Consider the following 22,822-nt stretch of genomic DNA (forward strand, 5'->3'; position numbering starts at 1 on the left):
TTGCCGGACCGAGGTAATCCTCCGGCGGAAAACGGCGATCCGCAACTAGCTGGCCCCCAACGGGGCGCCTCAGAGAGAGCAACCGCCCAGGAGAAGTGAGGCTTTAAAGCATTTCTCATCCAGTATGTCCTTTAGACTTTAAAGGAGTTTAGGTAAAAAAATCAGCATCCCCACTATGACCGCCCCCAGGGCCGTCACCAGGACGGCTCCGGCGGCCACATCCTTGGCCACCCGGGCCAGGGGGTGATACTGGGGACTGTACAGATTAACCGCCGCCTCCAGGGCCGTGTTGAACATTTCGGCCGCCAGTACCAGGGTAATGGTTAAAACGAGGGCCACCCATTCCCAATCCCTTACCTTAAGGTAATACGCCAGCGCCAAAGCCCCGGCAGCCGCGCTCAAATGAATGGCCATATTCGACTGGGTTCGTAGGGCAAAGAGGAGTCCCGTAAAGGCGGCGCGGAATTTCTTACCCACGCACCAGCCCCACCTTGCCTAAAATCTCTTCCTGTCGGCGGAACATGATCTCTTCCCTCTCCGGTGTATCGTGGTCATAGCCCAGCAAGTGCAAAAAGCCGTGGAGGGCCAGAAAGCCCACTTCCCTTTCCAGGGAATGCCCGTAGGCGGCCGCCTGGCGTGCGGCCGTTTCCAGGGAAATAAGAATATCCCCCAGGAGCAGCTCTCCTTCTTCCCCCTTAATCGGCGGTTCTACTTCCTCTTCGTCCTGGAGAGGAAAGGAAAGGACGTCCGTAGGGGCATCCACCCCGCGGTACATGCGGTTTAAACGCCTGATTTCCGCATCATCTACCAGGGTAACGCTCACCTCGGCCCCTTCCGGCACCCCCTCCTGCCTGGCTGCCTCCTGAAGAAGGTTCCTGAGGGCTTTTTCCAGGGCAGGTTCCAGGGCCTTATCCAGCTGATTGTTTATGAAGCATTCCATTTCGGGCCTTTCTCCTTTCCATTTCCCGCAACACCGCCTCCGGGTATTCCACCCGGGAGTGGAAAATACCGTTAAGAACCCGGACAAAGGCATCGCCTATGGTGGCCAGTTCTTTGAAGGTCAGGTTGCTGTTCTCCAGTTGACCATCTTCCAACTTCTCTTTAATTATTTTGCGCACAAAACCTTCCATGCGGCCCGGGGTGAGCTTGGGCAAGGAGCGTATTCCGGCCTCTACACTGTCGGCGAGCATGACGATGGCCGCTTCCTTGCTCTGGGGCTTGGGCGCGTCATAGCGATAATCCTCCTCGTCTACGTCGTGGCCGTGGCTTCTTTCACAGGCCTTGTGATAGAAGAAGGACATTAGAGTGGTGCCATGATGCTGGGCGATAATATCCTGCACTACCTCCGGCAGACCGAATTCCCGGGCCAGGTCCAGGCCGTCCTTGACATGGCAGGAGATAATCAAAGTGCTCAAGGAAGGAGATAACTTGTCATGGGGATTCTCCGCGCCCACTTGATTCTCGATAAAAAAGTAGGGCCTCTTGAGTTTACCGATGTCGTGATAGTAAGCCCCCACCCTGGCCAGAAGGGAATCCGCTCCTACTGCGTCGGCAGCGGCTTCGGCCAGGTTTCCCACCAGAATACTGTGATGGTAAGTCCCCGGCGCCTCCAGGAGCAGGCGCTTTAAGAGGGGATGGTTCGGATTGGAGAGCTCCAGGAGTTTTACCGACGTGGTAATGCCAAAGGTGTTCTCCAGGAAGGGCAGGAAGCCAATGGTCAGGACCGTGGCCAGGATGCCGTTGGCCATGGCCAAACCTACCCCTACACTCAACTGAAATAAGGAATAGTTATAGAGGAAACCCAGGGCCACCACGGCCAGCATATTGGCCAGGGTCAGATAAAGGCTGGAGCGGGCCAGGCTGGACCGCTGATCCAGGTGGGAAACACAGTAAATACCCGTCAGCCCGCTGATTACGCCGGTCACCGCAAAGGGGAAGTAATTGCCGCTGATGATACCGGTTTCCAGGGCCAAGAACAAGGTAAAGACCACCGCCACCTGAGCTTCCAGCAGAATAGCCGCCAGCATAGACCCGGCCGCCACGGGGATAAGATATCCAACCAGGCGGGTAACTTCGGCACTGCTGCCCAGGCTTATGGCCATTACTCCCCGGGCAAAGAGGAGGAAAATCAACCATAACAAGCCCAGCAAAAGGAGTAGGCGGTCACTGGAGTAGACCTGCTTTTTAAAGGAGCGCAGGTAAAAAAGCACCAGGAATACCAGAATTCCCTGGAGCAAGACCAGACCCAGCAGCGCGGTCCAGGGGGCCTCCGGCCGAAGAAGCCCGAGTTTTTGGAGGGCCTCGATGTCCTCCTCGTCGACAATTTCCCCGTCCCCTACAATCTTCTCTCCCTGCCGAATGGTCACTTGCACCGGGGCTACTTCGGCCCGAGCTCTCTCCTGCCTTTGCAGGGTTGCGGCTACGTCATATACTAAGTTGGGTTTTAGTTCCAGGTTTTGGACCAGAGCTACCAAGAAAGGCTTGTACTCCTCCGCCGCTTCCAGGTTCTCCACCTCGGCCATGATTTTCTGCCGGGTAGATTCCACCGCTTCCTGGGAGATGGCACCCTCCATATTACGCCGTATAATCTGGAGGATACGCTCTTCCAGGTGATTTAGTTCGGCAGCATCCGCCGTTACCAGCGCCTGCACAGTAGATGGGCTCAACTTGAAAGAAGGCAAGGCTGCCTGAAGCTTAGCAGCCCCCTCGCCCGTATCCGTATTTTGAGAATTGACTTGCTTCAAAGTCCCGAATATTTCTTTCACCTGCTGGGAGATGGTCTCTACCACGGTGTTGTCAACTTTATAAATGGGTTCTACGTTCCGGGCCGCCTCCTCCCGGGCCCTGGCCGTCAGGACATCGCTTTCATAAACTATTCCCTGGGGGGCTTTAAAATCCCTGGGGCTGGGCTGGCCTACCTTTAAGTCTATCCTTCGGGGCCAAAAGTCTACCGCCATAATGGTCAGGGCCAGGAAAAATAAAACCCCTCCCCAGAGGGTTCGCCTGACGACGGTTTTCTGTTCAGCCCGGGCCCATAGTGAGCGTAGCTGGCTTATTGGCCACTGCCACGCCAAACCCGTTCACTCCTTTCGTATGCCCTGATGATATCCTGCACCAGCGGGTGTCTTACCACGTCTGCTTCGGTGAGATACTCAAAGGCAATCCCGTCTATCCCCTGCAGTATGCGCTCGGCTTCCACCAGGCCGGAAGTAACGTCCCGGGGGAGGTCTATCTGGGTAACATCTCCCGTAATAACTGCCCGCGAGCCAAAGCCAATACGGGTTAAGAACATCTTCATCTGTTCCGAGGTGGTATTTTGCGCCTCATCCAGGATGATAAAAGCATCATCCAGGGTACGGCCCCGCATATAAGCAAGGGGAGCTACCTCTATAATACTTTTTTCCATATATTTTTGTGCCATTTCCATACCCAAAACGTCGTAAAGACCGTCGTACAAGGGCCGTAGGTAAGGATTGACCTTTTCCTGGAGGTCACCGGGCAGGAAACCAAGCTTCTCACCGGCCTCGACGGCCGGCCGCGCCAGGACTATCCTTTCCACACTCCTCGAGCGCAAGGCGCTTACCGCCATAACTACTGCCAGATAGGTCTTGCCCGTACCGGCCGGTCCGATGCCGAAAACGATATCGTATTGGCGCATGGCCTGTACATAACGCAACTGGCCTAAGGTTTTGGGCCGGATCTGTTTGCCCCGCGGCGTTACATAGAGGACTTCTCCCAGAGCCTCGGATAGATCCGGCACCTGGCCCTTTTTCTTTTTCCGCTGGCGCACCTGGTTCCAGGCGTAGTTAATGGTCGCCGTGTTAATGTTGGTACCCAGACGCACTAAGCCCATTAACTGGTGGAAGAGCTCTTCCAGCTCCTCTACTTCGGCCTTGCGGCCGGAAATGTGAACTTCATTGCCCCGGGCTACGATGCGGGCTTCCGCATGTTCTTCAATATACCTTAGGTTTTCATCGCGGTAACCAAAAAGGGTAGCCGCCTCACCGTTGTTCCCGAGTACCAGCTTAACTTCGAGTTGTTCGGTCAAACTTGTCCCTCATCCTCCCCGGCATCCTTTTGGATGACAGTTTATTATACCGTATTCAGCCTTCCCAGTAAAGGTTTCAATGTATCTGAGCCATCCCCGCTTATTAGCCGGGCATGATTTGGCTCCCCGTCGCACCGTGAGCTTCGCGGACCAAGACACCGCCTGCCTTTTCCTATCTATGCCGACAGTCAAGGAAGGTGGGCACCCCTCCAGCCGCCCTATCCCATGGCTGTCTCGTCAAGGAGCTCCGTCCTGCTCCGGCTTAAGGCCGGTAAGCTTGGCCTCCCTGCCTATGTCCTCCTCTGCCTCCAGGATTACCCTCACCCGCACCCGGCCCGCTTCCTCCTTTACTTCCACGGTTTTTGTGCCTAAGACCCTGGCCTGGGGAGGAAGCTGCTGTCTTAGATTAGACAGGGCCTGCTCCCTGGCCTTTTCCTTGGCCTCTTCCGGCGTGAGCCGAAGGTGCTGCACCGAGGTTTCATAATAAGTCATAATAATCAGTTCGACGGGGAAAGCAAAATTCCTCCACGAAGGGAGGCGGATAATCCTCTCCTCCCGGCGGTAGTTACGGTAAGGAGGCACACCGGGCCCCTTAAGGATGACCCGGGTGTTGGGAGTGCGGAGCATTACCGCCGTTGTTTGCCGCCCGGTAAGGTGTTCCTGTATTTGTTGCCTTGGAACCTCTCCTTCAGCTTCGTACCATACCCGTCCTCGTACGATGCCCCTGGCCCGCACCAGGCGGGGCGCCGGCAGCGGACGGGCGGCCTGGTTGGCGGTGTCGGCCTGTTCCTGGGGCGTAGAGGTTAAGACAATACCGGAAATGAGAATGTCGCCCCGGCGCACAGTATCCCCCACCGCCACCCGGCCCTGGCCGCTCAGCACCAGGATTTCCGATATTATAGCGTCTTTGGTAGCTATAATGTGGGCCGGGAGGCGGGAATCGCCCTCCTGATCGGGTAGCGTTTTTTCCACCACTTCGATAATGGCCCGGGTGCCCTGGAAACTGACGCCCACCCAGGCCAATTCGGGGGTTTTTAGGAGGATGTAGTGCTCTAAGGAGCGTACGTCGAGGTTCCCCTTCCAGGCGCCCGACCGGAGGCCTGCTTCCCTGGCGACGTCCACTATTCTTTCGGGTTTGACCTTTTTTAATTCATTCAAGGGGTTCACGTCCACCGTCCAGATGAAGGCGGAAAGAAGGTATAGCCCCACTACGAACACCAGAGTTCCTAAAAGGAGCGCAGGACGTCTTCTTAAACGCCGCCACCAGAAATAGAGACCCCGCTTGTCCAGTATGTGAAGGGGGCAGCCGGTTTCCCTGGCCACCAGGCGCAGGCTGCGGAAATACCTTAGAGGTATCTTGGCGACCACGTTACCTTCCTCATCCCGGTTGAGATCGCCGAAGGCCATCCCCCTCTCCAGGGCCAGGTTGAGGAAGCTTTCCGCTCCTTTTCCCTCCACCCGGATGATAAGATAACCTTCCAGGAAAGCCAGCCAGTCCCGCAACATTAGCGACCTCCCCCCTGAGCCAAGGTTATCTTTCTTATGTTGCCCTCCACGACCAGGGCTTCCGGCCGGATCGCTCTAAGCATTAAATCCTCACCGTCTACCTCTATCTCACCGATAGTCACCTTAATTCTGATCAGATCCCGGTTGTAAACGAGGAGGCCGCGGTGGTTCTCCACAATGAGTCTACTGTTGCCCAGCAGGGTAAGACGAGGCAGGTTCATCACGGCGTCTGGGGGGAGATCTAAAAACCGGACCAACCCGGTTTCCGCGGTGCGAAGGCGAGCGGCCAATTTCCTCGAATTAAAGGGTCTGTCCATAACGGCCCCTCCCTCCCACTAAATCTATGCTTGTTCACCGGCAAAAAGACCCACCGGGGTTATCGAGGCACAAAAAAGCCCGGCTTCATAAGCCGGGCTTTGCGAGCCAGTAGTCGCCTTGCCTGGGTAGATTGGTCGTTTTCCAGGGACACCTGGAGGAAGGGTACCCATCTGGGGAAAATCTCCAACCTTACCGCCAACGCCGCTTCCTGGCGGCCTGGGCTTTCTTCTTGCGCCTTACGCTGGGCTTCTCGTAATGCTCGCGTTTACGGATCTCTGCGAGCACACCCGATTTCTGGCAAAGGCGCTTGAACCGCCGCAGGGCGCTATCCAAGGTTTCGTCTTTACCTACTCTTACCTCGCTCACCTGTTTTTCCCTCCCTCCGGCCCGGAACGCGACTACCACCCTAGGCCAATTTTAAGGGCTATATTTATTCTTATTCCACACATTTTTACTTTTTCCTCTTACCAGGACGGAAACTCGCCCTCATCACTACCCTGGGCGGGAGAAAAAAGGGTTACTCCAATGGGGCTCCCTGTTCCCCCGCATCTCCTCCTTTGGTCACTGTACAGTTGCCGCAGAAGACCGCACCCTTTTCCACGGCCAGCTCGCCCACCTGTATATCGCCCTCGACCACACCCTTGGCCAGGATTTCCATGCGGTTGGTGATCTCTGCCTTCCCCCTTAACTTCCCTACTACGCAACAGTTGCGGGCCGTTACGGTGGCCTCTACCTCTCCCGTTGCCCCTACGATTATATCCCCTGCGGTGGTTATTTCTCCTTCAAAGGAACCGTCCACCCGGAGGGATTCCTCGCTCACCAGGGAACCTTTGATTCTGGTACTGCGTCCTATGATAGTATTGACCGGCGCGTTCTCATTTAAAGGTACGTCCCGGCGTTTTAACATGACTCCACCTCTTACTCCAGAAGTGTAAGGGGATCCACCGGCCGTCCCTGAACCTCCAGACGAAAATGCACATGAGGGCCGGTGCTCCTACCCGTATTCCCCACTTCGGCAATGACCTGTCCCTTCTTTACCCGGTCCCCTTCCCTTACCAGCAGAGATGAGTTATGGCCGTAAAAGGTGCGATAACCGTAGCCGTGATCGATGATGACCGTCCGTCCGTATACACCCATCCAGCCCGCGAAGACCACCGTACCCGCCCCCGCAGCCCTCACAGGGGTACCGAAGGAAGCGCCTATATCGAGGCCGTCGTGGAACTCCTCCCGCCACCGGTTGGTCGGAGAAGTTCGGTAGCCGAAAGGGGAGGTGATTTCCCCTCTTACCGGCCACTGGGTAGGCTTGGCCTCGAGATAAGCCAGGTGCTCCTCTACCTGCCGGTTTAGCTCCCTCAACCGGGCGGCCGCCTGGGGAACTTCGGCCCTTAAGTTCTGGAGACTACTTTCCACCTCAGCCAAGTTGCGGGCCTGCTCCCGGGGCCTGAAGGGCAGATAAGAGCCACGGGAGCTCAAACCTGGGCGCGCCCGGTCCAGGCCCAGCCTCTCCCTAACCTGGGCCTCCAGCTGCGTTACCTCATTGACGGCCTCCTCCAGGGCCTGGGTCTCCTCTTTCAGGCGGGCAATTTCCCGGGCCTGCTGCAGGTTAACCACTTCCAGTTGTTGTAAACTCTTGACCCTGGCGGCCAGGCGGATAGAGAGATAGCCCAACGCCCCTGCGAGGGTCAATACAGATACCAGGAGAACCCCTAGAAGTCTTAAACTCCAAAAGGGCAATCGCCAGCTGTGGATCTGCCGGCGGCCCTCGGGGACCACCAGGAGGGTAAAATGGGTTTCCGACTTGTACTTCATGAGTATAATTTATTCCACATTTTTTGCTTTTTTCCTTTTATCTCGTCCGCTTCAGACAAAAAAGCCACCGGTCTGTGGACCAGTGGCTTGCTACCCGTTTCAAGGACCTCGTCTGGCGTTGCTAAAGTGCTTCTTCGCCTCAGCAGATGTTCTTGAGCTGTCTCCCACCGAGGAGGTGATAATGTAGGTGATAGATGACCTGACCCCCCTCCTGCTTGCAGTTGTTTACCAGGCGGAAGCCCCGGTCGGCCAAGCCCAGCTCCCGGGCTATTTTTACCGCTACCAGATGGAGGTGGCCTATAAGACCGGCATCTTCTTCGGTAATGGCCGTCAGGTCAGGGATATGCTTCCGCGGTATGATGAGGATATGTACCGGGGCCACTGGCCGGATGTCCTTAAAGGCTACTACCCGCTCATCCTGATAAACCATTTCCGACGCCATTTCGCCCGCCGCTATCTTACAGAAAATGCAGTCCGACATGGTCGGCAGAACCTCCCTCAGGGATAGACTAAAAGGATTCTTTCGCGCCCCTGGTAAAAAATCCTGCCCCCCGGTACATCTTACCATCCCGAATTTAAGGGGTGGCCGGTAAGGCAGGCTTCGCCCCATATCCTACCTTCCTGCCAATCCCGCAAACGTACCGGAACCAAGCGGCCGGTCCAGTCACCGGGGGCGGCGAAGAACACCGTCAGGTAATTGCCGGTATGCCCCTCCCATAGATCTTCCCCTCCGGGGAGCTGTTCCTCCACCAGCACATCCAAAGTCTCCCCCAGAAAGCACCTGGCATATTCTTCTTCCAGCCTCCGGCCCAAGTGGAGCAGGCGCGCCATGCGCTCCTTCTTAACCTCCGCAGGAACCTGGTCCGGCATTGCTGCAGCAGGAGTACCCGACCGCGGAGAATAGGGAAAAGCATGGAGCCTGGCAAAGGCGGCCCTTTGGACCACTTCCAGAGTGCGGCGGAAGTGCTCTTCTTGTTCGCCGGGAAATCCTACGATAATATCCGTGGTTATGGCCGCCCGCGGTCGCCCCTCCCGGAGACGATCTAAGAGTTCCAGGTACTGGTAGGCGGTATACCTCCGACCCATACGCTCGAGGATGAAGTCGTCGCCGCTCTGCAGCGGTATGTGGAAGTGGGGACAGATTTGCTCTGCTTCGGTCAGGGTGCGGATCAACCGCGGGGTGAAATCCAGGGGGTCGATGGAGCTGAGGCGCAGGCGGCCTAGACCCGGTACCTCAAGAAGTTGCCGGAGGAGGTAATCCAAATCTACGCCCCCCGGCAGATCGCGACCGTAGGCCCCCGTATGGACGCCAGTAAGGACGACCTCCTGATAACCTGCGTCCACCAGCCTCTGTACTTCCTCGACAACCCTTTGGGGTGCCCGGCTGCGCAAAGGCCCCCGGGCATAAGGCACTATGCAATAGGTACAGTATTCTTCGCAACCTTCCTGGATCTTTAAGAAGGCCCGCGCCCGGCTCACCTGAGTCACGGGCAATTCCTCAAAGGCCTCCCCCTTCTCCGGTTCCCTTACGGCATTGACTACCTTCCCCGTACGCCGGGCCTCTTCCACCAATTCCACCAGACGGGCCCGGTCCCGGGTGCCCACTATTACATCGACGCCGGGTATACGCAGAACTTCCTCCGGAGCCACCTGGGCGTAGCAGCCGGTTACCGCCACCACGGCCTCCGGATTATTGCGGACGGCCCGCCGGATCATTTGCCGGGATTTGCGGTCGCTCAAATGGGTGACGGTACAGGTGTGCACCACATAAACATCGGCCGGGGCATCAAAGGGCACTATTTGGTAACCCGCGGACCTGAACAGGCCTTTCAAAGCCTCCAATTCGTTTTGGTTTACCTTACACCCCAGGCTGGCCAGGGCCACCCGCTTTGCGGCCACTCTCCTGTTCCCTCCTTCGTTTTTAACCCGAACTATACCTCCTACCTCCCAGGTCTCCCCCCTCATACATTAAGACCGCCAGGCAGGCCAGGCCCGCCGTCTCGGTGCGTAAAATGCGGGGGCCGAGGCCGACAACTATGCCTCCGGCCCGGCGGGCCCGATCCACTTCCGCCGGGGTCAATCCTCCCTCCGGCCCCACCAGGATGGCCAGGGGCCGCGAAAAATCCACTGCCGACAGGGCTTCCTTCAACCCCCTCTGCCGTTCTTCTTCCCACGGTACCAGGAGGAGGGTTTCCGGAGCCATTCCATTTAGAGCCTCTTCCAGGGAGCAGGGGCCTTCGACGAGGGGTATGGAGGCCCGCCGGCTCTGGCGGGCCGCCGCCCGGGCCACCTTGCACCAGCGGTCCTTTTTCCGGGCCGCGGCCTCCTCATCCAACTTTATTATTACCCTTTCCGTGAGGAGGCCCACTATTCTGCTTACGCCCAGTTCGGTAGCCTTCTCTATAATAAGTTCCATCTTGTCCCCCTTGGGTAGGCCCTGGAGCAGGGTGATGGACAGGGGAGGGTCGTTAGAAGGGAGGGGCTCCAGGAGTTCGGCCACTACCTCTCCCGGCCGTACGGCCACCACGCGCGCCTTAAAGGACGTCCCCCGGCCGTCGGCCACGCTGATTTCTTCCCCGATGTTCAGACGGAGAACCCGGGAAGCGTGGTGGCCCGTCTCACCAGAGAGGACGATTCTCTTCTGCCGCAGCTCTTCGGGCGGTATAAAAAAATGGTGGGCCATCCGCGGCTCACCCCTGCGTCGCCGCCAGGGCTATCCAGTCTCCCCGGCGCTCCCTTTTCGTTACGGCAAATCCGTGGCTCCGGAGGGCGGACACCAGTTCAGGCGCCCGCGGGGCTATAATGCCTCCCAAAATAAGCCGTCCGGCAGGAGGCAGGAGCCTAGCAGCCTGGGGCAGCAAGGCCAGCAATACATCCGCCACAATATTGGCCGTGACTACATGGGCACCCGGAGGAAGTCCATGGAGGAGATCGCCCTCTTGGACCTTTATCTTTCCTTCCAGGCCGTTGCGTTGCACGTTTTCCCGGGCCGTTCTAACCGCCACCGGATCATTGTCCACGGCAACGACCCTCCGGGCCCCCAACAGGGCCGCAGCGATGGCCAATATTCCCGACCCCGTGCCTACGTCATACACTACATGGCCCGGCTTTATAAATTCTTCCAGCATTTCAAGGGCCATGGCCGTAGTGGGATGGGTTCCGGTGCCGAAGGCCATGCCCGGGTCCAGCTCCATTACCAGCTCCCCGGGACGCGGATTGTACTCCTCCCAGCTCGGCTTGACGACCAGCCGCCGGCCGATCTTTACCGGCTTGAAATAAGCCTTCCAGGCGTCGGACCAGTCCTCTTCCTCTATGCTCCGCGAAGACATCTCGGCCCGGCAACCAGGAAAAAAGCGGCCGATTGCCTTTAGCCGCCCTTTAAAGTCCTGCAACCGCGCCTTTAACCTTTTATCCTGGGGCAGGTAGCCCCGCAGCACCACCTGCCCGCCTTTATCTTCCAGGACCAAGCCCTGGGCCCCCGTCTCGTAGAAGAGGCCGGCCACGGCTTCACTGGCCTCCGGGGTAGTCGTTATGCTTATCTCCTGCCACTTCATAATATCTTCCTAACCCATGAAGGCATCCTTTACTCTCCTAAAAAAACCTTTTTCCTTTTCCGAGGGTTCCCATCCGCGCAGCCGGGCGAATTCCCTTAAGACCTCCTTTTCCCGCTCGGTCAGATTCTTGGGGATTACCACGCGCACTACAACATGCTGGTCTCCACGGCCTGCCCCGTTGAGGCGCGGAATCCCCTTCCCTTTGAGGCGGAAGGAGGTGCCGCTCTGGGTACCTTCGGGTATGGTCAGGCGGGCCTTGCCCTCCAAGGTGGGTACCTCGATTTCGTCCCCCAGGGCTGCCTGGACCATGGAAATGGGAACCTCGCAGAGGAGGTCAAATCCTTCACGGCGAAAGATCTTGTGGGGCCGAACGTTGATATATACGTACAGGTCGCCCGGCGGCCCGCCCCTCTCGCCTGCCTCTCCTTCCCCGGCCAAACGCAGGCGGGCACCCGTGTCCACACCGGGCGGTATTTTGATTCTTATCTTGCGGGTGCGCTGTACCTGCCCCCGGCCGCGGCAGGTCTTACAGGGATTGGGGATAATAGTACCCGTTCCCTGGCACTCATGGCAGGTGCGTATGGTCTGATAGTACCCCAGAGGAGTCCGCTGGGTGATCCTCACCTGTCCGGTCCCGCCGCAGGCCGGACAGGTTACCGGCCCGGTGCCCGGAGCAGCCCCCGACCCGCCGCAGTCGGGACACCTCTCCAGCCTCGGCACCCCCACTTCTTTTTCGGCCCCGAAGGCGGCCTCCTCAAAGGAGATATCCAGGTCCAGCCTCACATCAGCCCCCCGCTCCGGCCCGCGTCGGCGGCGCTTGCCGCCGAAGGACTCGCCGAAAAACATGTCGAAAATGTCGCCAAAGCCTCCGAAGTCGGCGCCCCCAAAGTCAAACCCGCCGAAGCCGGGACCAGCGCCTGTTCCGCCCTCTACTCCGGCATGGCCGAACTGGTCGTAGCGGGATCGCTTCTCCGGATCGCTGAGGACATCATAGGCTTCCTGGATTTCCTTGAATTTTTCTTCCGCCTCTTTGTTGCCCGGGTTTAAGTCCGGATGATACTGGCGGGCCAGACGCCGGTAGGCCTTTTTTATTTCCTCCTGGGAGGCCCCCCGGTCCACTCCGAGGACCTCATAATAATCTCGCTTGGCCATAGAATCACCGGCTCTTACCGCTTATCATCGTCCACGACCTTGTAATCGGCATCCACCACATGGTCCCTGCCCCAACCGGGGCCTTCCGTTCCCGTGGCCTGGCGTGCCTGTTCGGCGCCTGCCTGCTGATAGGCCTTGCTGGTGAGGGTGTAGAGGGCCTGGGACAAAGCCTCCATTTTCTCCTTAATGCGGTTTACGTCTTGGCCTCCCAGGGCATCCTGCAAATCCTTCTTGGCCTGTTCGATGCGTTCCACGTCGGCTTTATCGGCCTTATCTTTAAATTCCTTTAAGGTACGCTCAGTTTGATAAAGGAGGGAATCGGCCTGATTCCTGGTTTCCACCTCTTCCTTGCGCTTCCGGTCGGCCTCGGCATGCATCTCGGCTTCCTTGATCATGCGCTGGATCTCTTCTTCCGACAGGCCACTCGACGACTTGATGGTAATGGCCTGCTGCTTACCCGTGGCCAGATCCCGGGCCGAGACGTGGACGATGCCGTTGGCGTCAATATCAAACTTGACTTCGATCTGGGGCACTCCCCGCGGGGCCGGGGGAATGCCGGTGAGCTGGAAGCGTCCCAGGGTCTTGTTGTCAGCCGCCATGGGACGCTCACCCTGCAACACATGAATTTCCACCGTCGTTTGATTATCGGCCGCCGTGGAGAAGATCTGGCTCTTGGACGTGGGGATGGTAGTATTGCGCTCAATTATTTTGGTGAACACACCACCCAGAGTCTCGATTCCCAGGGACAGGGGCGTGACGTCCAGCAAGACGATATCCTTCATCTCGCCGGCCAGAACAGCGCCCTGGATGGCCGCACCCATGGCCACGCATTCGTCCGGGTTGATCCCCTTGTGGGGTTCCTTGCCCAAAATCCTTCTTACGGTCTCCTGGACCAGGGGAACCCGGGTGGAGCCGCCTACCAGCAGTACCTTATCGATATCTTCGGGCTTGAGGCCTGCGTCCGACATGGCCTGGCGTATGGGTTCCACCGTCTTCTCCACCAGGTCGGCGATGAGTTCTTCGAACTTGGCCCGGGTTAAGGTGACATCCAGATGCACGGGACCGCTGGAAGTCACGGAGATAAAGGGCAGATTTATATTGGTGCTGGTAACGCTGGAGAGTTCGATCTTCGCCCGTTCCGCCGCTTCCTTCAGGCGCTGCATGGCCATGGGATCCTGGCGCAGATCCACACCGTGCTCGCGCCGGCAGATATCGATGAGGTAGTTCATAATCCTCTCGTCAAAATCGTCGCCACCCAGGCGGTTGTTGCCGCTGGTGGCCTTTACCTCGAAGACGCCGTCTCCGAGTTCCAGGATGGAAACGTCAAAGGTGCCTCCCCCCAGGTCGTAGACCAGGATGGTCTGGTCCTCGCCCTTATCCAGCCCGTAGGCCAGGGCCGCGGCCGTAGGCTCATTAATAATGCGCAGCACCTCCAGGCCGGCTATACGGCCGGCGTCCTTGGTGGCCTGCCGCTGGCTGTCGGTAAAATAGGCCGGAACGGTAATGACCGCCTGGGTGATCTTCTCCCCCAGATAAGCCTCGGCATCGGCTTTTAATTTCTGCAAGATCATGGCAGAAATTTCCTGGGGAGTATACTCCTTACCGTCTATCCTTACTTTGTAGGTAGTACCCATGTGTCTCTTAATGGAGACAATAGTACGGGCGGGATTGGTAATGGCTTGGCGCTTAGCCGCCTGACCTACCAGGCGCTCGCCTTCCTTGGTAAAGGCTACTACCGACGGGGTAGTCCTTCCTCCCTCGGCATTGGGGATTACCACCGCTTCCCCGCCTTCCATTATGGCCATACAGGAGTTGGTAGTTCCCAGATCGATACCCAGTACTTTACCTTTAGTCATATTCTTACCCCCTATTCCTTCTCCGACTTGTTTTCCCTGTTGTCCAGCTCCTCTTCTCGGGGCTCGCTTTCCGTTTCGGACGTCTCCGGTGCAGACGCCAGGGCTACCTTTACCAGGGCCGGACGCAAAAGGCGCCCGTGTAAAAGATAGCCCTTGCGGAGTTCTTCGGTGACCAGGTTGTGCCGTTGAGGATCGGTCGCTTCTTCCGTAGCCACGGCCTCATGATAGGCGGGATCAAAAGGTTGCCCCAGGGCCTTGACCTCTGACAAGCCGTAGCGTCCCAGGACTTCGACCAATTGCCGGAAAACCAGCTCAATCCCGCTCAGCAGGGCGCCCTCCTCACTCCCGCCCCTGGCCGAAGCCATGGCCCGCTCCAGATTATCCAGGACGGGGAGCAATTCCTTCACCAGCTCGGCGCAGGCAGTCTGCCTCAGTTCCAGTTGCTCCCGCCGAATGCGCTTGCGATAATTGTCAAAGTCGGCTTGCAGCCGCAACAGCTGGGAGCGAAGCCTTTCGATCTCCTCCTGCCTGGCCACCAGCTCTTCTTTAAGGAAGGTCGTTTCGTCCTCCGGCGGCGCCTCCGGCTCGGCCTCCTTGTCCCGGAGGCCCTGGTCTTCCTCCGTGGGAGGAGCCGGCGGTTCCCTGTCCGCTTCCGCCGCCTCTAACTCCCTCCCTGTATGCCCCTGGGACCGTTCGGTTTCCGGCCCTTCACCGCCGCTAAAGCTTTTCACCTGGGTCTTCACTCCTTCCGGCCCATAGACCCGGGGCCTCGCCTCCGCGGACCCTTCGCCCCGGGCTATCCGCACAGCTTCTCGAGGGCCTGGGATAGTTCTTGGGCCACATATTCGAGTACGGAAATAGTCCTAGAATAATTCATTCGCGTCGGGCCCAGGACTCCTACATTGCCGATGACCTCACCGTTTATTTCATAGGTTACGGTGAGAATGCTACAGTTATTAATCTCTTCATTCTTATTTTCCCGTCCTATTTTCACTCTAAGGCCGGCTGGAGGGCCTTCGGCGAAGAGTTCTCGCAGGGCATCTGTTTTTTCCAGAATACAGAGCAACCCCTTAACTTTATCTATATTCCTGAACTCGGGCTGTTCAAAAAGATTTAAGGTACCGTCGAGAAAAATCCGCGCATCCCTCTTTAGGTTGCTCAGTTCTTCCAGAAGTTCGATCAGCAAGGAACAGAGCTGTTTGTGTTCGGTAGCCAGCATTTCCTGGTAAATACTGTCCAGGAACGCCGGTTTAATGTCCTCCAGCACAATACCCTTAAGCCTTTCGTTTAACAACTGGGAAAGGTAATTTAGCTCGGCCCGGTTTACGCCCCGGGGCACGCTGAACAAATGGTGCTCCACCAAGCCGCTGCTGGTAACTACTACCAGAAGGGCCTTGCCCGGAGATACATATAGGAGCTGCACCTGCTGGATATGAGCCCGTCCCTGGTAGGGCCCCAGGGCCACAGCCGCATAGCTGGTCAACTCGGCAATCAGACCCGTGGCATCCGCCAAGACCTGCTCAATTTCTCCTATTTTCTGCTCGAAGCGGTGCCGGATATATTCCTTTTCGGCGGGGGACAGCTCATGGCGCTCCATTATACAGTCTATATAGTAACGATATCCCAGGTCTGAGGGAATCCTGCCCGCCGAAGTGTGGGGCTGTTCTATAAGGCCCAGCTCTTCCAGATCGGCCATTTCGTTGCGGATGGTGGCCGGACTCACCCCCAGGTTGTAGCGCCGGGCAATAGTCCGGGAACCTACCGGCTCTCCCGTGGCAATATAGTCTAATATAATAGCTTCTAAGATTTTCCGCTTCCGCCCCTCCACCCGCATTTTTTACTCACCTTCTTCTATTAGCACTCTAATATGCCGAGTGCTAAAAACTTTCATTTACAAAATAACACCGGGCCGGTCAATTTGTCAAGCCGATTAACCCCGGCTAGACGAAGGCCACAAACACTTCATTGGCCAGGGGCAGGCCCTTCTCCGTAAGGCGCAAAAACCCCGCCTCTACTGTCACGAGGCCTAGAGCCGAGAGGCACTCCAGTTCCCGGCCATATGCTTCTAGCAAATCCTCACCGAAGCGTTCGCGATATTCCTTAAGGCTGACACCCCGGAGGAGCCGCAGGCCAAGAAAAAGGGTATCCCCTCGCTGCCGGTGGGGGGTCAATACTTCCTCCTCGCCCGCAGGTAACTGGCCCTCCTCTACTGCCCGGCAGTAGGCCTCCAGGGAGGTTAGATTCTGCCACCGCCTGTCGCCCCAATAGGAGGATGCCCCTGCTCCTACTCCAAGGTAGGGCCGGTTTTCCCAGTAAGTAAGGTTGTGACGACATTGAAAACCCGGGCGGGCGAAGTTGGATATCTCGTAGTGCTCATAGCCGGCCTCCTGGATTTTTTCCCTTGCCGTCCAGTACATGGCCACGACGTCATGTTCATCAGGTAGGAGGAGGCGGCCCTGGGAGTAGGAGCGACCCCAGGGCGTATCCGGCGCCAGTTCCAGGCCGTAGACCGAGAGGTGCTCTGGCTCCAGTTCCAGGGCCCGTTCTAAGGTCTCTTCCCAATCGTCCAGGTCCTGTCCCGGCAGGCCGTAGATTAAATCCAGGCTGATGTTGGCAAAGCCGGCCTGGCGGGCCCAGGTGAAGGACTCGTAGATTTCTCGCACCCCGTGGACCCGCCCCATAGTTTTCAACAACTCATCTTTAAAGGCCTGGGCTCCCAGAGACAGGCGATTAACACCGGCCGCCCGCAGGGCTTGCAGTTTTGCCGGGGTCAGGGTGCCGGGATTAGCCTCCACGGTGATTTCTGCCAGTTCTTCGATACTAAATATAGCGGCTACACGGGCCATCAATCCGACCAAATCGTCCGCCGCCAGGTAGGTCGGTGTGCCGCCCCCGAAATACACCGTAGCAGCCTTTCCGGGCCGGAAAACCGACGCTACCATCTCCATCTCCCGGCCAAGGGCCGTAAGGTAGCGGACGGTCACCGGAAGGGGTACGGCGGGGAAAGAGATAAAGTCGCAATAGTTGCATTTTCGCAGGCAAAAAGGAAGGTGGATGTAGAGGTTCATCTAATCCACCCTCAATACGGCCATAAAAGCTTCCTGGGGTATCTCCACCTTGCCTACCTGCTTCATCCTCTTCTTGCCTTCCTTTTGCTTTTCCAATAACTTGCGTTTACGGGTCACGTCACCGCCGTAGCACTTGGCCAGGACGTTTTTACGCAAGGCCCGTATCGTTTCCCGGGCTATAACCCGGCTACCGATGGCCGCCTGTACGGGCACGTCGAAAAGCTGCCGGGGGATAAGCTCCTTTAACCGTTCTACCAGGGCCCGGCCCCGCTGGTAGGCCTTATCCCGGTGGACGATCACGGACAGGGCATCCACCACTTCGTTATTGATGAGAATATCCAGCTTAACCAGGTCCGATACCCGGTAGCCCAGGAATTCGTAATCCAGGGAGGCATAGCCGCGGGTCTTGGATTTCAACTGGTCGAAGAAATCGTAAATAATTTCCGCCAGGGGCAGTTCGTAGGTGAGCATCACCCTCTTTTCCGAGAGGTACTCCATGCCCACAAAGGTACCCCGCCTCTCCTGGCAGAGCTCCATAACTGAGCCTATATAGTCGGAGGGAAGCAGGAGGGTAGCCTTAACATAGGGCTCTTCCATGGCCTCAATAGTCCCCACCGGAGGCAGGTGGGTGGGGTTATCCACCATAAGGGTTTCGCCGTTGGTCTTGATTACCTTGTAGACCACACTGGGCGCGGTCGTTATCAGCTCCAGGTCGTACTCCCTCTCCAAACGCTCCTGGACGACTTCCATGTGCAAAAGCCCCAGGAAGCCGCACCGGAAGCCGAACCCCAGGGCCGCCGAGGTTTCCGGTTCGAAGACCAGGGCCGCGTCGTTGAGTTGCAACTTTTCCAGGGCATCCCTCAGGTCATCGTATTGTTCCGAATCCACGGGGTAAAGGCCGCAGTAAACCATGGGTGTCACCCGCCGGTACCCCGGTAAGGGTGCCGCGGCAGGCCTTTCCGCTCCGGTCACCGTGTCCCCTACCCGGGTATCCCGCACATTCTTGATCCCCGCGGCCAAATAACCTACTTCCCCAGCCTCCAGGACCTGAACCGGCACGGGAGCGGGGGTGAAAACCCCTACCTCGTCCACCTCGAATTCTTTACCTGTGGACATCATGCGGATGACCATGCCTTTGCTCAATCTGCCATGGACCACCCGCACGTAGGGAATGGCTCCCCGGTAAGCATCAAAATGGGAATCAAATATCAAGGCCTGTAACGGCTTTCCCCTATCCCCTTTGGGTGGAGGGATGCGCCGGACAATGGCCTCCAGTATTTCCTCCGTACCCTGGCCCGTCTTGGCCGAAGCCAGAATAGCGCTACTGCCGTCTAGTCCTGTCACTTCTTCCAGTTCCCGGCGCACGCGGTCCGGTTCGGCATTGGGCAGATCAATCTTATTGATGACGGGAATGATCTCCAGGTTGTGCTCCAGGGCCAGGTAGAGGTTGGCCAGGGTTTGGGCCTCGACACCTTGGGTGGCGTCTACCACCAGCAGGGCCCCCTCGCAAGCGGCCAGACTGCGCGACACCTCGTAGGTAAAATCCACATGGCCCGGAGTATCGATGAGGTTTAAGAGATATTCTCCACCGTCCCGCGCCCTATAGATAAGGCGGACGGCCTGGAGTTTAATAGTGATACCCCTTTCCCGCTCCAGTTCCAGGGTATCCAGTACCTGATCCACCATCTGTCTGGGACTCAAGGCACCGGTATATTCCAGCAAACGATCGGCCAGGGTGGATTTGCCGTGGTCAACGTGGGCGATGATACAGAAATTGCGGATACGATCTTGCCTGGTCAATACTACCGGCACCTCCTATCCCATTATAACAGAAAGCGGGCCGGGCTTAAAGCCCGGCCCGCTTCCCCGGAGTGCCTAGCGCAGCTCCGTCGGCACAAAAGCATCGATAACACCTATCACTAAGGCTGCTAGCAGGGCGCCCAACGCATTAACCCGCAACATGGTAGGTACCAGGAACTGGGCCAAATAAATAACCACTGCGGCCACGATAAAACCGACAATACCACGACTGCGGGGGGATATCCTCTTGCCTAACAGGGTTTCCGCCACCCAACCGAGAGCGGCAATCACCAGCGCCGCCACCAGCGCGCCGGTGAACCCGGCTACCTGGATACCCGGCAACAGGTAACCCACCAGCATCAGCACTAGAGCGGAGACTATAAAACGAATAACCACGCCTAACCAGTTGTTCATTTCGTCACCTCCTCGGGTATTTTACTATAGCATTACCCAGAAGGGAGGTGAATTATACCATTGCTACCTTTTTAGCTTTAACCTGGTAATGGCCGTGGCCAGGGCGGCGGCACCAAAGCCGTTGTCGATATTGACCACGCCCACGCCGGTGGCACAACTGTTTAACATGGCCAGGAGGGCCGCCAGGCCGCGGAAGCTGGCCCCGTATCCCACACTGGTGGGCACAGCAATGACGGGCTGGGCTATCATGCCGGCCACTACACTGGCCAGGGCCCCCTCCATTCCGGCCACCACGATCACAACATCGGCCCGCTCCACCCTACCCATCTGGTCGAGGAGGCGGTGAATACCGGCTACCCCCACATCGTATATGCGGTCCACCTCGTTGCCCATGACCTCCGCTGTAACCGCCGCCTCCTCGGCTACCGGTAAATCGGCCGTTCCGGCGCTCAAGACGGCTACGCGCCCGCCCGTGGGAGGTATTTCCCCTGCCGGGACCACGATGGTACGGGCCAGGGCATTGAACCGAGCCTCGGGCAGTTTGTCGGCCACCGCCTCATAGGTCTCTTCCTCCGTCCGGGTTACCAGCACCGTAGCACCGGCACCGGCCAGGCGGCAGGCAATGGCTACAATTTGCTCCCGGGTCTTACCCTGGCCGAAGATAACTTCCGGAAAGCCGTTGCGCAGGGCCCGGTGGTGATCGACCTTGGCAAAACCGAGGTCCTCGTAAGGCAGGCCTTTGATCTTCTCCACGGCTTCCTCGAGACTCACCCGGCCTTCCTGCAATCCCTCAAGAAGTTCCCTTAATTGGCCTTCCGTCATTGCCGCACCCCCTTAAGGAAGCCTCCCCCCAGGTCTAAAAAGAACTTTAAAGGAATAAAATGGCGGTAGTGAGGGGGAACAGCCCTTTGAATATTTACTTTATCACCAATTGGAGGGTCAGGAAAAGCCTCAGACTCTTGTGCCGGCTCTTTCTCTTGGTGCTCGCCGGCCTGTTGCTGTTCGGGGTATCCTCCCCGCTGAAGTCCCTTTTGCGCCGGTTACCGGGGGCCGTGGCCAGTTATTCCTATTCTCTACCCACGTCCTTCTGGCAGGGTATCCTCGAGGCCGGCCTCCCCACCTTGGTACTGGAGGCCGGCCGGCAACCACTTCCCCCGCAACCTGGGTTGGTGCCCTCTGCCGTCCAGGTCCTAAACCCCGACCTGGTCCGTTTTTTAACCACGGAGGAGGAGTACTACCCCTTGCCCGAAGGGCAGGAGAGCCCGCCACCTCCTCCGCCCGCGGATTTTGCCCCAGTAGAAGAGGGCGGCCGTCACCCCCTCGTGGCCATCTACAACACCCATAATGCCGAAGCCTATGCTCCCAGCGATGGAACCGAAAGGACACCGGGGAAAAACGCGAGTATAAGCCTGGTAGCCGCCGCCCTAGCCCAGGCCCTCACCGAGGAATACGGTGTGCCGGTGGTGCGTTCTGATACCATCCACGATTACCCCGACTTTGCCCAGGCCTACGCCAACTCGGAAAAGACGGTCCGCCGCCTCCTGGCCGAATATCCCTCCATCCAGATTGTACTGGACATCCACCGGGATGCCGGTTTGAAGGAGCCGCCGGTCGCCTACATCAACGATCAGCAGGTAGCCCAGATTTTAATCGTCGTGGGCAGCGATGCCCGGCTGGAGCACCCCAATTGGCGCCAAAACGAAGCCTTTGCCCGCCGCCTGGCCGCCAAAATGGATGAGCTGTATCCCGGCCTGAGCCGGGGCGTCCGGGTCCAGGAAGGCCGCTACAACCAGCACCTGCACCCGCGGGCCCTCCTCCTGGAGATAGGGAGCAGCAACAACACCCTGGACCAGGCAGAAAAGGCGGCCCGGCTCATGGCCCGGGTCCTCGCCGAGGTTTTACGGGATTTGCAAAGGGAAAACCCCTTGACCCAGTAGGGGGCATCGCCCTGGTCCGCCGGCCCACCTTTATCGGAGCAGCTCCACCACTAACTGGTTAGCCCTCTTGCCGTCCGCCCGGCCCCTGATTTTGGGCATGAGGGCGGCCATAACTTTACCTACATCCCTGGTGGATTGGGCCCCTACTTCGCGAATGGTATCCCTTATGACGCCAAGGAGTTCTTCCTCGCTCAACTGGTCGGGTAAGTATTTTTCCAGCACCCCGATCTCGGCTTGGGTCTGTCGGACCAGGTCTTCCCTCCCACCTCGGGCAAACTGCTCCAGGGCCTCCTTGCGCAGTTTTATCTCCCGCTGGATTATACTCACCATCTCGTCATCATTGAGGAGCCGCCGCTTCTCAATTTCCGCATTCTTGATGCTGGCCAAGACCATGCGGATGGTCTGCAGCCTCACTTTATCGTGACTCTTAAGGGCCTCCTTCATGTCGCGGGCAAGCTGTTCCTTCATTGCTCCTGCCTCCTTTCCAGGTTAAGTCACCAATGCAGACCCTGGCATAATTTCTTTTCTCCACCGCCCATCTTTATCCCTCCTTAAAGGTATCAACCACAGTTTGACCCCTTTTCCCCTGGGGAATGCCCGAGGAACTGGACTTCAAAGACTTAAGGGACTATGATGGGTTTAAGCAGCTTTTGCGGCAGGTGACCAGGTCAAGTGCAATATCTAACCCTGGAAAGGATAAAAAAGAAAATCGGTCAATACCAAAGGGGACTGCTGGACGCCGAGCGGTACAGCCCTTCAGCCATACTGATCCCTCTGTTAAACCCCAAGGAAGGTACCTGTGCCGTCCTTTTTACCGTCCGCTCCCATCGCCTGTTAACCCAGCCAGGGGAAATCTGTTTTCCGGGGGGACATGTGAGCCCGGCCGATGCCCACGAAAAGGAAACGGCGGTGAGGGAAACCTGCGAAGAGCTGGGCCTTGCCCCATCCGATGTAGAGGTGTGGGGGAGTTTGGATGTTTTAGTTACACCCTTTGGCCAGATTATTTATCCCTTTGCCGGGTTCTTGCGCCAACCTGAAGCCATCCGCCCTAACCCGGCAGAAGTAGGAGAAATTTTTACCGCCGAACTCCATTACCTTCTGGCCCAGGCCCCCCAATACCATGAAATAACCTTACAAGTCAGCCCGCCGGAAACCTTCCCCTTCCACAAAATTCCCCGGGGCCGGAATTATCCCTGGCGCACCGCCGTCTGGCCAGAACTATTTTATGAAATCCACGGCCGTACCGTCTGGGGCATAACGGCCAGAATACTCCATCACTTCCTCAATATTATAAGGCAAAGTGACGACCCGCCGGGAAGCTGGCGCGGCAAGGTTTTTCCCGGTGATCCCTAGCAGGAAA

At 57.7% G+C, this 22,822-nt stretch carries 24 protein-coding genes; 2 read left to right on the forward strand and 22 right to left on the reverse strand.

What is annotated here, in order from left to right; genetic code table 11:
• Positions 1-138: 138 nt before the first annotated feature.
• From TAMC210_RS04165 to larB, 21 genes are all read right to left on the reverse strand, one after another.
• On the reverse strand, positions 139-477 hold the full coding sequence (locus TAMC210_RS04165) for a diacylglycerol kinase family protein (protein WP_173297565.1): 339 nt from the start codon (positions 475-477) through the stop codon (positions 139-141).
• Positions 470-940, reverse strand: a complete 471-nt coding sequence (ybeY, locus tag TAMC210_RS04170; RefSeq protein ID WP_173297566.1) for an rRNA maturation RNase YbeY — start codon at positions 938-940, stop codon at positions 470-472. Before ybeY ends, TAMC210_RS04165 begins: the two co-directional genes overlap by 8 nt.
• Positions 909-3,074: an HD family phosphohydrolase gene (locus TAMC210_RS04175; protein ID WP_173297567.1), complete on the reverse strand. Its 2,166-nt coding sequence runs from the start codon at positions 3,072-3,074 to the stop codon at positions 909-911. Before TAMC210_RS04175 ends, ybeY begins: the two co-directional genes overlap by 32 nt.
• Positions 3,053-4,048, reverse strand: coding sequence for a PhoH family protein (locus tag TAMC210_RS04180; RefSeq protein ID WP_173297568.1), 996 nt, complete (start codon positions 4,046-4,048; stop codon positions 3,053-3,055). The genes TAMC210_RS04175 and TAMC210_RS04180 overlap by 22 nt, the downstream gene beginning before the upstream one ends.
• Before the next feature lie 237 nt (positions 4,049-4,285).
• Complete coding sequence (yqfD, locus tag TAMC210_RS04185; RefSeq protein ID WP_173297569.1) at positions 4,286-5,554, reverse strand: sporulation protein YqfD; 1,269 nt, start codon at positions 5,552-5,554, stop codon at positions 4,286-4,288.
• Positions 5,554-5,871 (reverse strand): sporulation protein YqfC, encoded by a 318-nt coding sequence (gene yqfC / locus TAMC210_RS04190; RefSeq protein WP_173297570.1) that lies wholly within the window; start codon positions 5,869-5,871, stop codon positions 5,554-5,556. The genes yqfD and yqfC overlap by 1 nt, the downstream gene beginning before the upstream one ends.
• A 190-nt stretch (positions 5,872-6,061) precedes the next feature.
• Positions 6,062-6,238 (reverse strand): 30S ribosomal protein S21, encoded by a 177-nt coding sequence (gene rpsU, locus TAMC210_RS04195; RefSeq protein WP_173297571.1) that lies wholly within the window; start codon positions 6,236-6,238, stop codon positions 6,062-6,064.
• Between the two features lie 151 nt (positions 6,239-6,389).
• Positions 6,390-6,779: a bactofilin family protein gene (locus TAMC210_RS04200; protein ID WP_173297572.1), complete on the reverse strand. Its 390-nt coding sequence runs from the start codon at positions 6,777-6,779 to the stop codon at positions 6,390-6,392.
• A gap of 11 nt (positions 6,780-6,790) precedes the next feature.
• Positions 6,791-7,681, reverse strand: a complete 891-nt coding sequence (locus TAMC210_RS04205; protein WP_173297573.1) for a M23 family metallopeptidase — start codon at positions 7,679-7,681, stop codon at positions 6,791-6,793.
• Positions 7,682-7,820: 139 nt separating this feature from the next.
• Positions 7,821-8,162, reverse strand: coding sequence for a histidine triad nucleotide-binding protein (locus TAMC210_RS04210; RefSeq protein ID WP_173297574.1), 342 nt, complete (start codon positions 8,160-8,162; stop codon positions 7,821-7,823).
• An 80-nt stretch (positions 8,163-8,242) separates the two neighbouring features.
• A complete protein-coding gene (gene mtaB / locus TAMC210_RS04215; RefSeq protein ID WP_217267261.1) occupies positions 8,243-9,580 on the reverse strand; it encodes a tRNA (N(6)-L-threonylcarbamoyladenosine(37)-C(2))-methylthiotransferase MtaB in 1,338 nt (445 codons plus the stop codon).
• A 22-nt stretch (positions 9,581-9,602) separates the two neighbouring features.
• Positions 9,603-10,364: a 16S rRNA (uracil(1498)-N(3))-methyltransferase gene (locus TAMC210_RS04220; protein WP_173297576.1), complete on the reverse strand. Its 762-nt coding sequence runs from the start codon at positions 10,362-10,364 to the stop codon at positions 9,603-9,605.
• A 7-nt stretch (positions 10,365-10,371) separates the two neighbouring features.
• The gene (gene prmA / locus TAMC210_RS04225) at positions 10,372-11,235 is read right to left on the reverse strand and encodes a 50S ribosomal protein L11 methyltransferase (protein WP_173297577.1); all 864 of its coding nucleotides are present in this window, start codon (positions 11,233-11,235) and stop codon (positions 10,372-10,374) included.
• Between the two features lie 9 nt (positions 11,236-11,244).
• Complete coding sequence (dnaJ, locus tag TAMC210_RS04230) at positions 11,245-12,387, reverse strand: molecular chaperone DnaJ (protein WP_173297578.1); 1,143 nt, start codon at positions 12,385-12,387, stop codon at positions 11,245-11,247.
• A 14-nt stretch (positions 12,388-12,401) separates the two neighbouring features.
• On the reverse strand, positions 12,402-14,243 hold the full coding sequence (gene dnaK / locus TAMC210_RS04235) for a molecular chaperone DnaK (RefSeq protein WP_173297579.1): 1,842 nt from the start codon (positions 14,241-14,243) through the stop codon (positions 12,402-12,404).
• 11 nt (positions 14,244-14,254) lie between these two features.
• Positions 14,255-14,974 carry a nucleotide exchange factor GrpE gene (gene grpE / locus TAMC210_RS04240; RefSeq protein ID WP_173297580.1) on the reverse strand — a complete coding sequence of 240 codons (720 nt, stop codon included), beginning with the start codon at positions 14,972-14,974 and terminating at the stop codon, positions 14,255-14,257.
• 65 nt (positions 14,975-15,039) lie between these two features.
• On the reverse strand, positions 15,040-16,077 hold the full coding sequence (hrcA, locus tag TAMC210_RS04245; protein ID WP_173297581.1) for a heat-inducible transcriptional repressor HrcA: 1,038 nt from the start codon (positions 16,075-16,077) through the stop codon (positions 15,040-15,042).
• 106 nt (positions 16,078-16,183) lie between these two features.
• Positions 16,184-17,311, reverse strand: coding sequence for a radical SAM family heme chaperone HemW (hemW, locus tag TAMC210_RS04250; protein ID WP_173297582.1), 1,128 nt, complete (start codon positions 17,309-17,311; stop codon positions 16,184-16,186).
• Positions 17,312-19,111, reverse strand: a complete 1,800-nt coding sequence (lepA, locus tag TAMC210_RS04255) for a translation elongation factor 4 (RefSeq protein WP_254388509.1) — start codon at positions 19,109-19,111, stop codon at positions 17,312-17,314.
• A 75-nt stretch (positions 19,112-19,186) separates the two neighbouring features.
• Positions 19,187-19,525, reverse strand: a complete 339-nt coding sequence (locus TAMC210_RS04260) for a phage holin family protein (RefSeq protein WP_173297584.1) — start codon at positions 19,523-19,525, stop codon at positions 19,187-19,189.
• 63 nt (positions 19,526-19,588) lie between these two features.
• Positions 19,589-20,347, reverse strand: a complete 759-nt coding sequence (gene larB / locus TAMC210_RS04265) for a nickel pincer cofactor biosynthesis protein LarB (RefSeq protein ID WP_173297585.1) — start codon at positions 20,345-20,347, stop codon at positions 19,589-19,591.
• A gap of 86 nt (positions 20,348-20,433) precedes the next feature.
• Between larB and spoIIP the strand changes: the two genes are divergently transcribed.
• Positions 20,434-21,462: a stage II sporulation protein P gene (gene spoIIP / locus TAMC210_RS04270; RefSeq protein ID WP_173297586.1), complete on the forward strand. Its 1,029-nt coding sequence runs from the start codon at positions 20,434-20,436 to the stop codon at positions 21,460-21,462.
• A 30-nt stretch (positions 21,463-21,492) separates the two neighbouring features.
• Here spoIIP and TAMC210_RS04275 read toward each other — a convergent pair whose 3' ends face one another.
• Positions 21,493-21,930, reverse strand: a complete 438-nt coding sequence (locus TAMC210_RS04275) for a GatB/YqeY domain-containing protein (RefSeq protein ID WP_173297587.1) — start codon at positions 21,928-21,930, stop codon at positions 21,493-21,495.
• Positions 21,931-22,134: 204 nt separating this feature from the next.
• On the opposite strand from TAMC210_RS04275, the gene TAMC210_RS04280 reads away from it, so the two are divergent.
• Entirely contained in the window at positions 22,135-22,815 is a 681-nt protein-coding gene (locus tag TAMC210_RS04280; protein WP_173297588.1) for an NUDIX hydrolase, read from the forward strand.
• Positions 22,816-22,822 lie beyond the last annotated feature (7 nt).

The sequence above is a fragment of the Thermanaeromonas sp. C210 genome, assembly GCF_013167955.1.
Lineage (GTDB): Bacteria > Bacillota > DSM-521 > Neomoorellales > Neomoorellaceae > UBA12545.

Coding starts and splice junctions, on each gene's coding strand:
- TAMC210_RS04220 (WP_173297576.1), bottom strand. CDS start 10,364: ATGGCCCACCATTTTTTTATACCGCCCGAAGAGCTGCGGCAGAAGAGA.
- larB (WP_173297585.1), bottom strand. CDS start 20,347: ATGACGGAAGGCCAATTAAGGGAACTTCTTGAGGGATTGCAGGAAGGC.
- hrcA (WP_173297581.1), bottom strand. CDS start 16,077: ATGCGGGTGGAGGGGCGGAAGCGGAAAATCTTAGAAGCTATTATATTA.
- TAMC210_RS04260 (WP_173297584.1), bottom strand. CDS start 19,525: ATGAACAACTGGTTAGGCGTGGTTATTCGTTTTATAGTCTCCGCTCTA.
- dnaJ (WP_173297578.1), bottom strand. CDS start 12,387: ATGGCCAAGCGAGATTATTATGAGGTCCTCGGAGTGGACCGGGGGGCC.
- TAMC210_RS04210 (WP_173297574.1), bottom strand. CDS start 8,162: ATGTCGGACTGCATTTTCTGTAAGATAGCGGCGGGCGAAATGGCGTCG.
- yqfC (WP_173297570.1), bottom strand. CDS start 5,871: ATGGACAGACCCTTTAATTCGAGGAAATTGGCCGCTCGCCTTCGCACC.
- TAMC210_RS04200 (WP_173297572.1), bottom strand. CDS start 6,779: ATGTTAAAACGCCGGGACGTACCTTTAAATGAGAACGCGCCGGTCAAT.
- dnaK (WP_173297579.1), bottom strand. CDS start 14,243: ATGACTAAAGGTAAAGTACTGGGTATCGATCTGGGAACTACCAACTCC.
- TAMC210_RS04275 (WP_173297587.1), bottom strand. CDS start 21,930: ATGAAGGAACAGCTTGCCCGCGACATGAAGGAGGCCCTTAAGAGTCAC.
- TAMC210_RS04205 (WP_173297573.1), bottom strand. CDS start 7,681: ATGAAGTACAAGTCGGAAACCCATTTTACCCTCCTGGTGGTCCCCGAG.
- yqfD (WP_173297569.1), bottom strand. CDS start 5,554: ATGTTGCGGGACTGGCTGGCTTTCCTGGAAGGTTATCTTATCATCCGG.
- hemW (WP_173297582.1), bottom strand. CDS start 17,311: ATGAACCTCTACATCCACCTTCCTTTTTGCCTGCGAAAATGCAACTAT.
- ybeY (WP_173297566.1), bottom strand. CDS start 940: ATGGAATGCTTCATAAACAATCAGCTGGATAAGGCCCTGGAACCTGCC.
- prmA (WP_173297577.1), bottom strand. CDS start 11,235: ATGAAGTGGCAGGAGATAAGCATAACGACTACCCCGGAGGCCAGTGAA.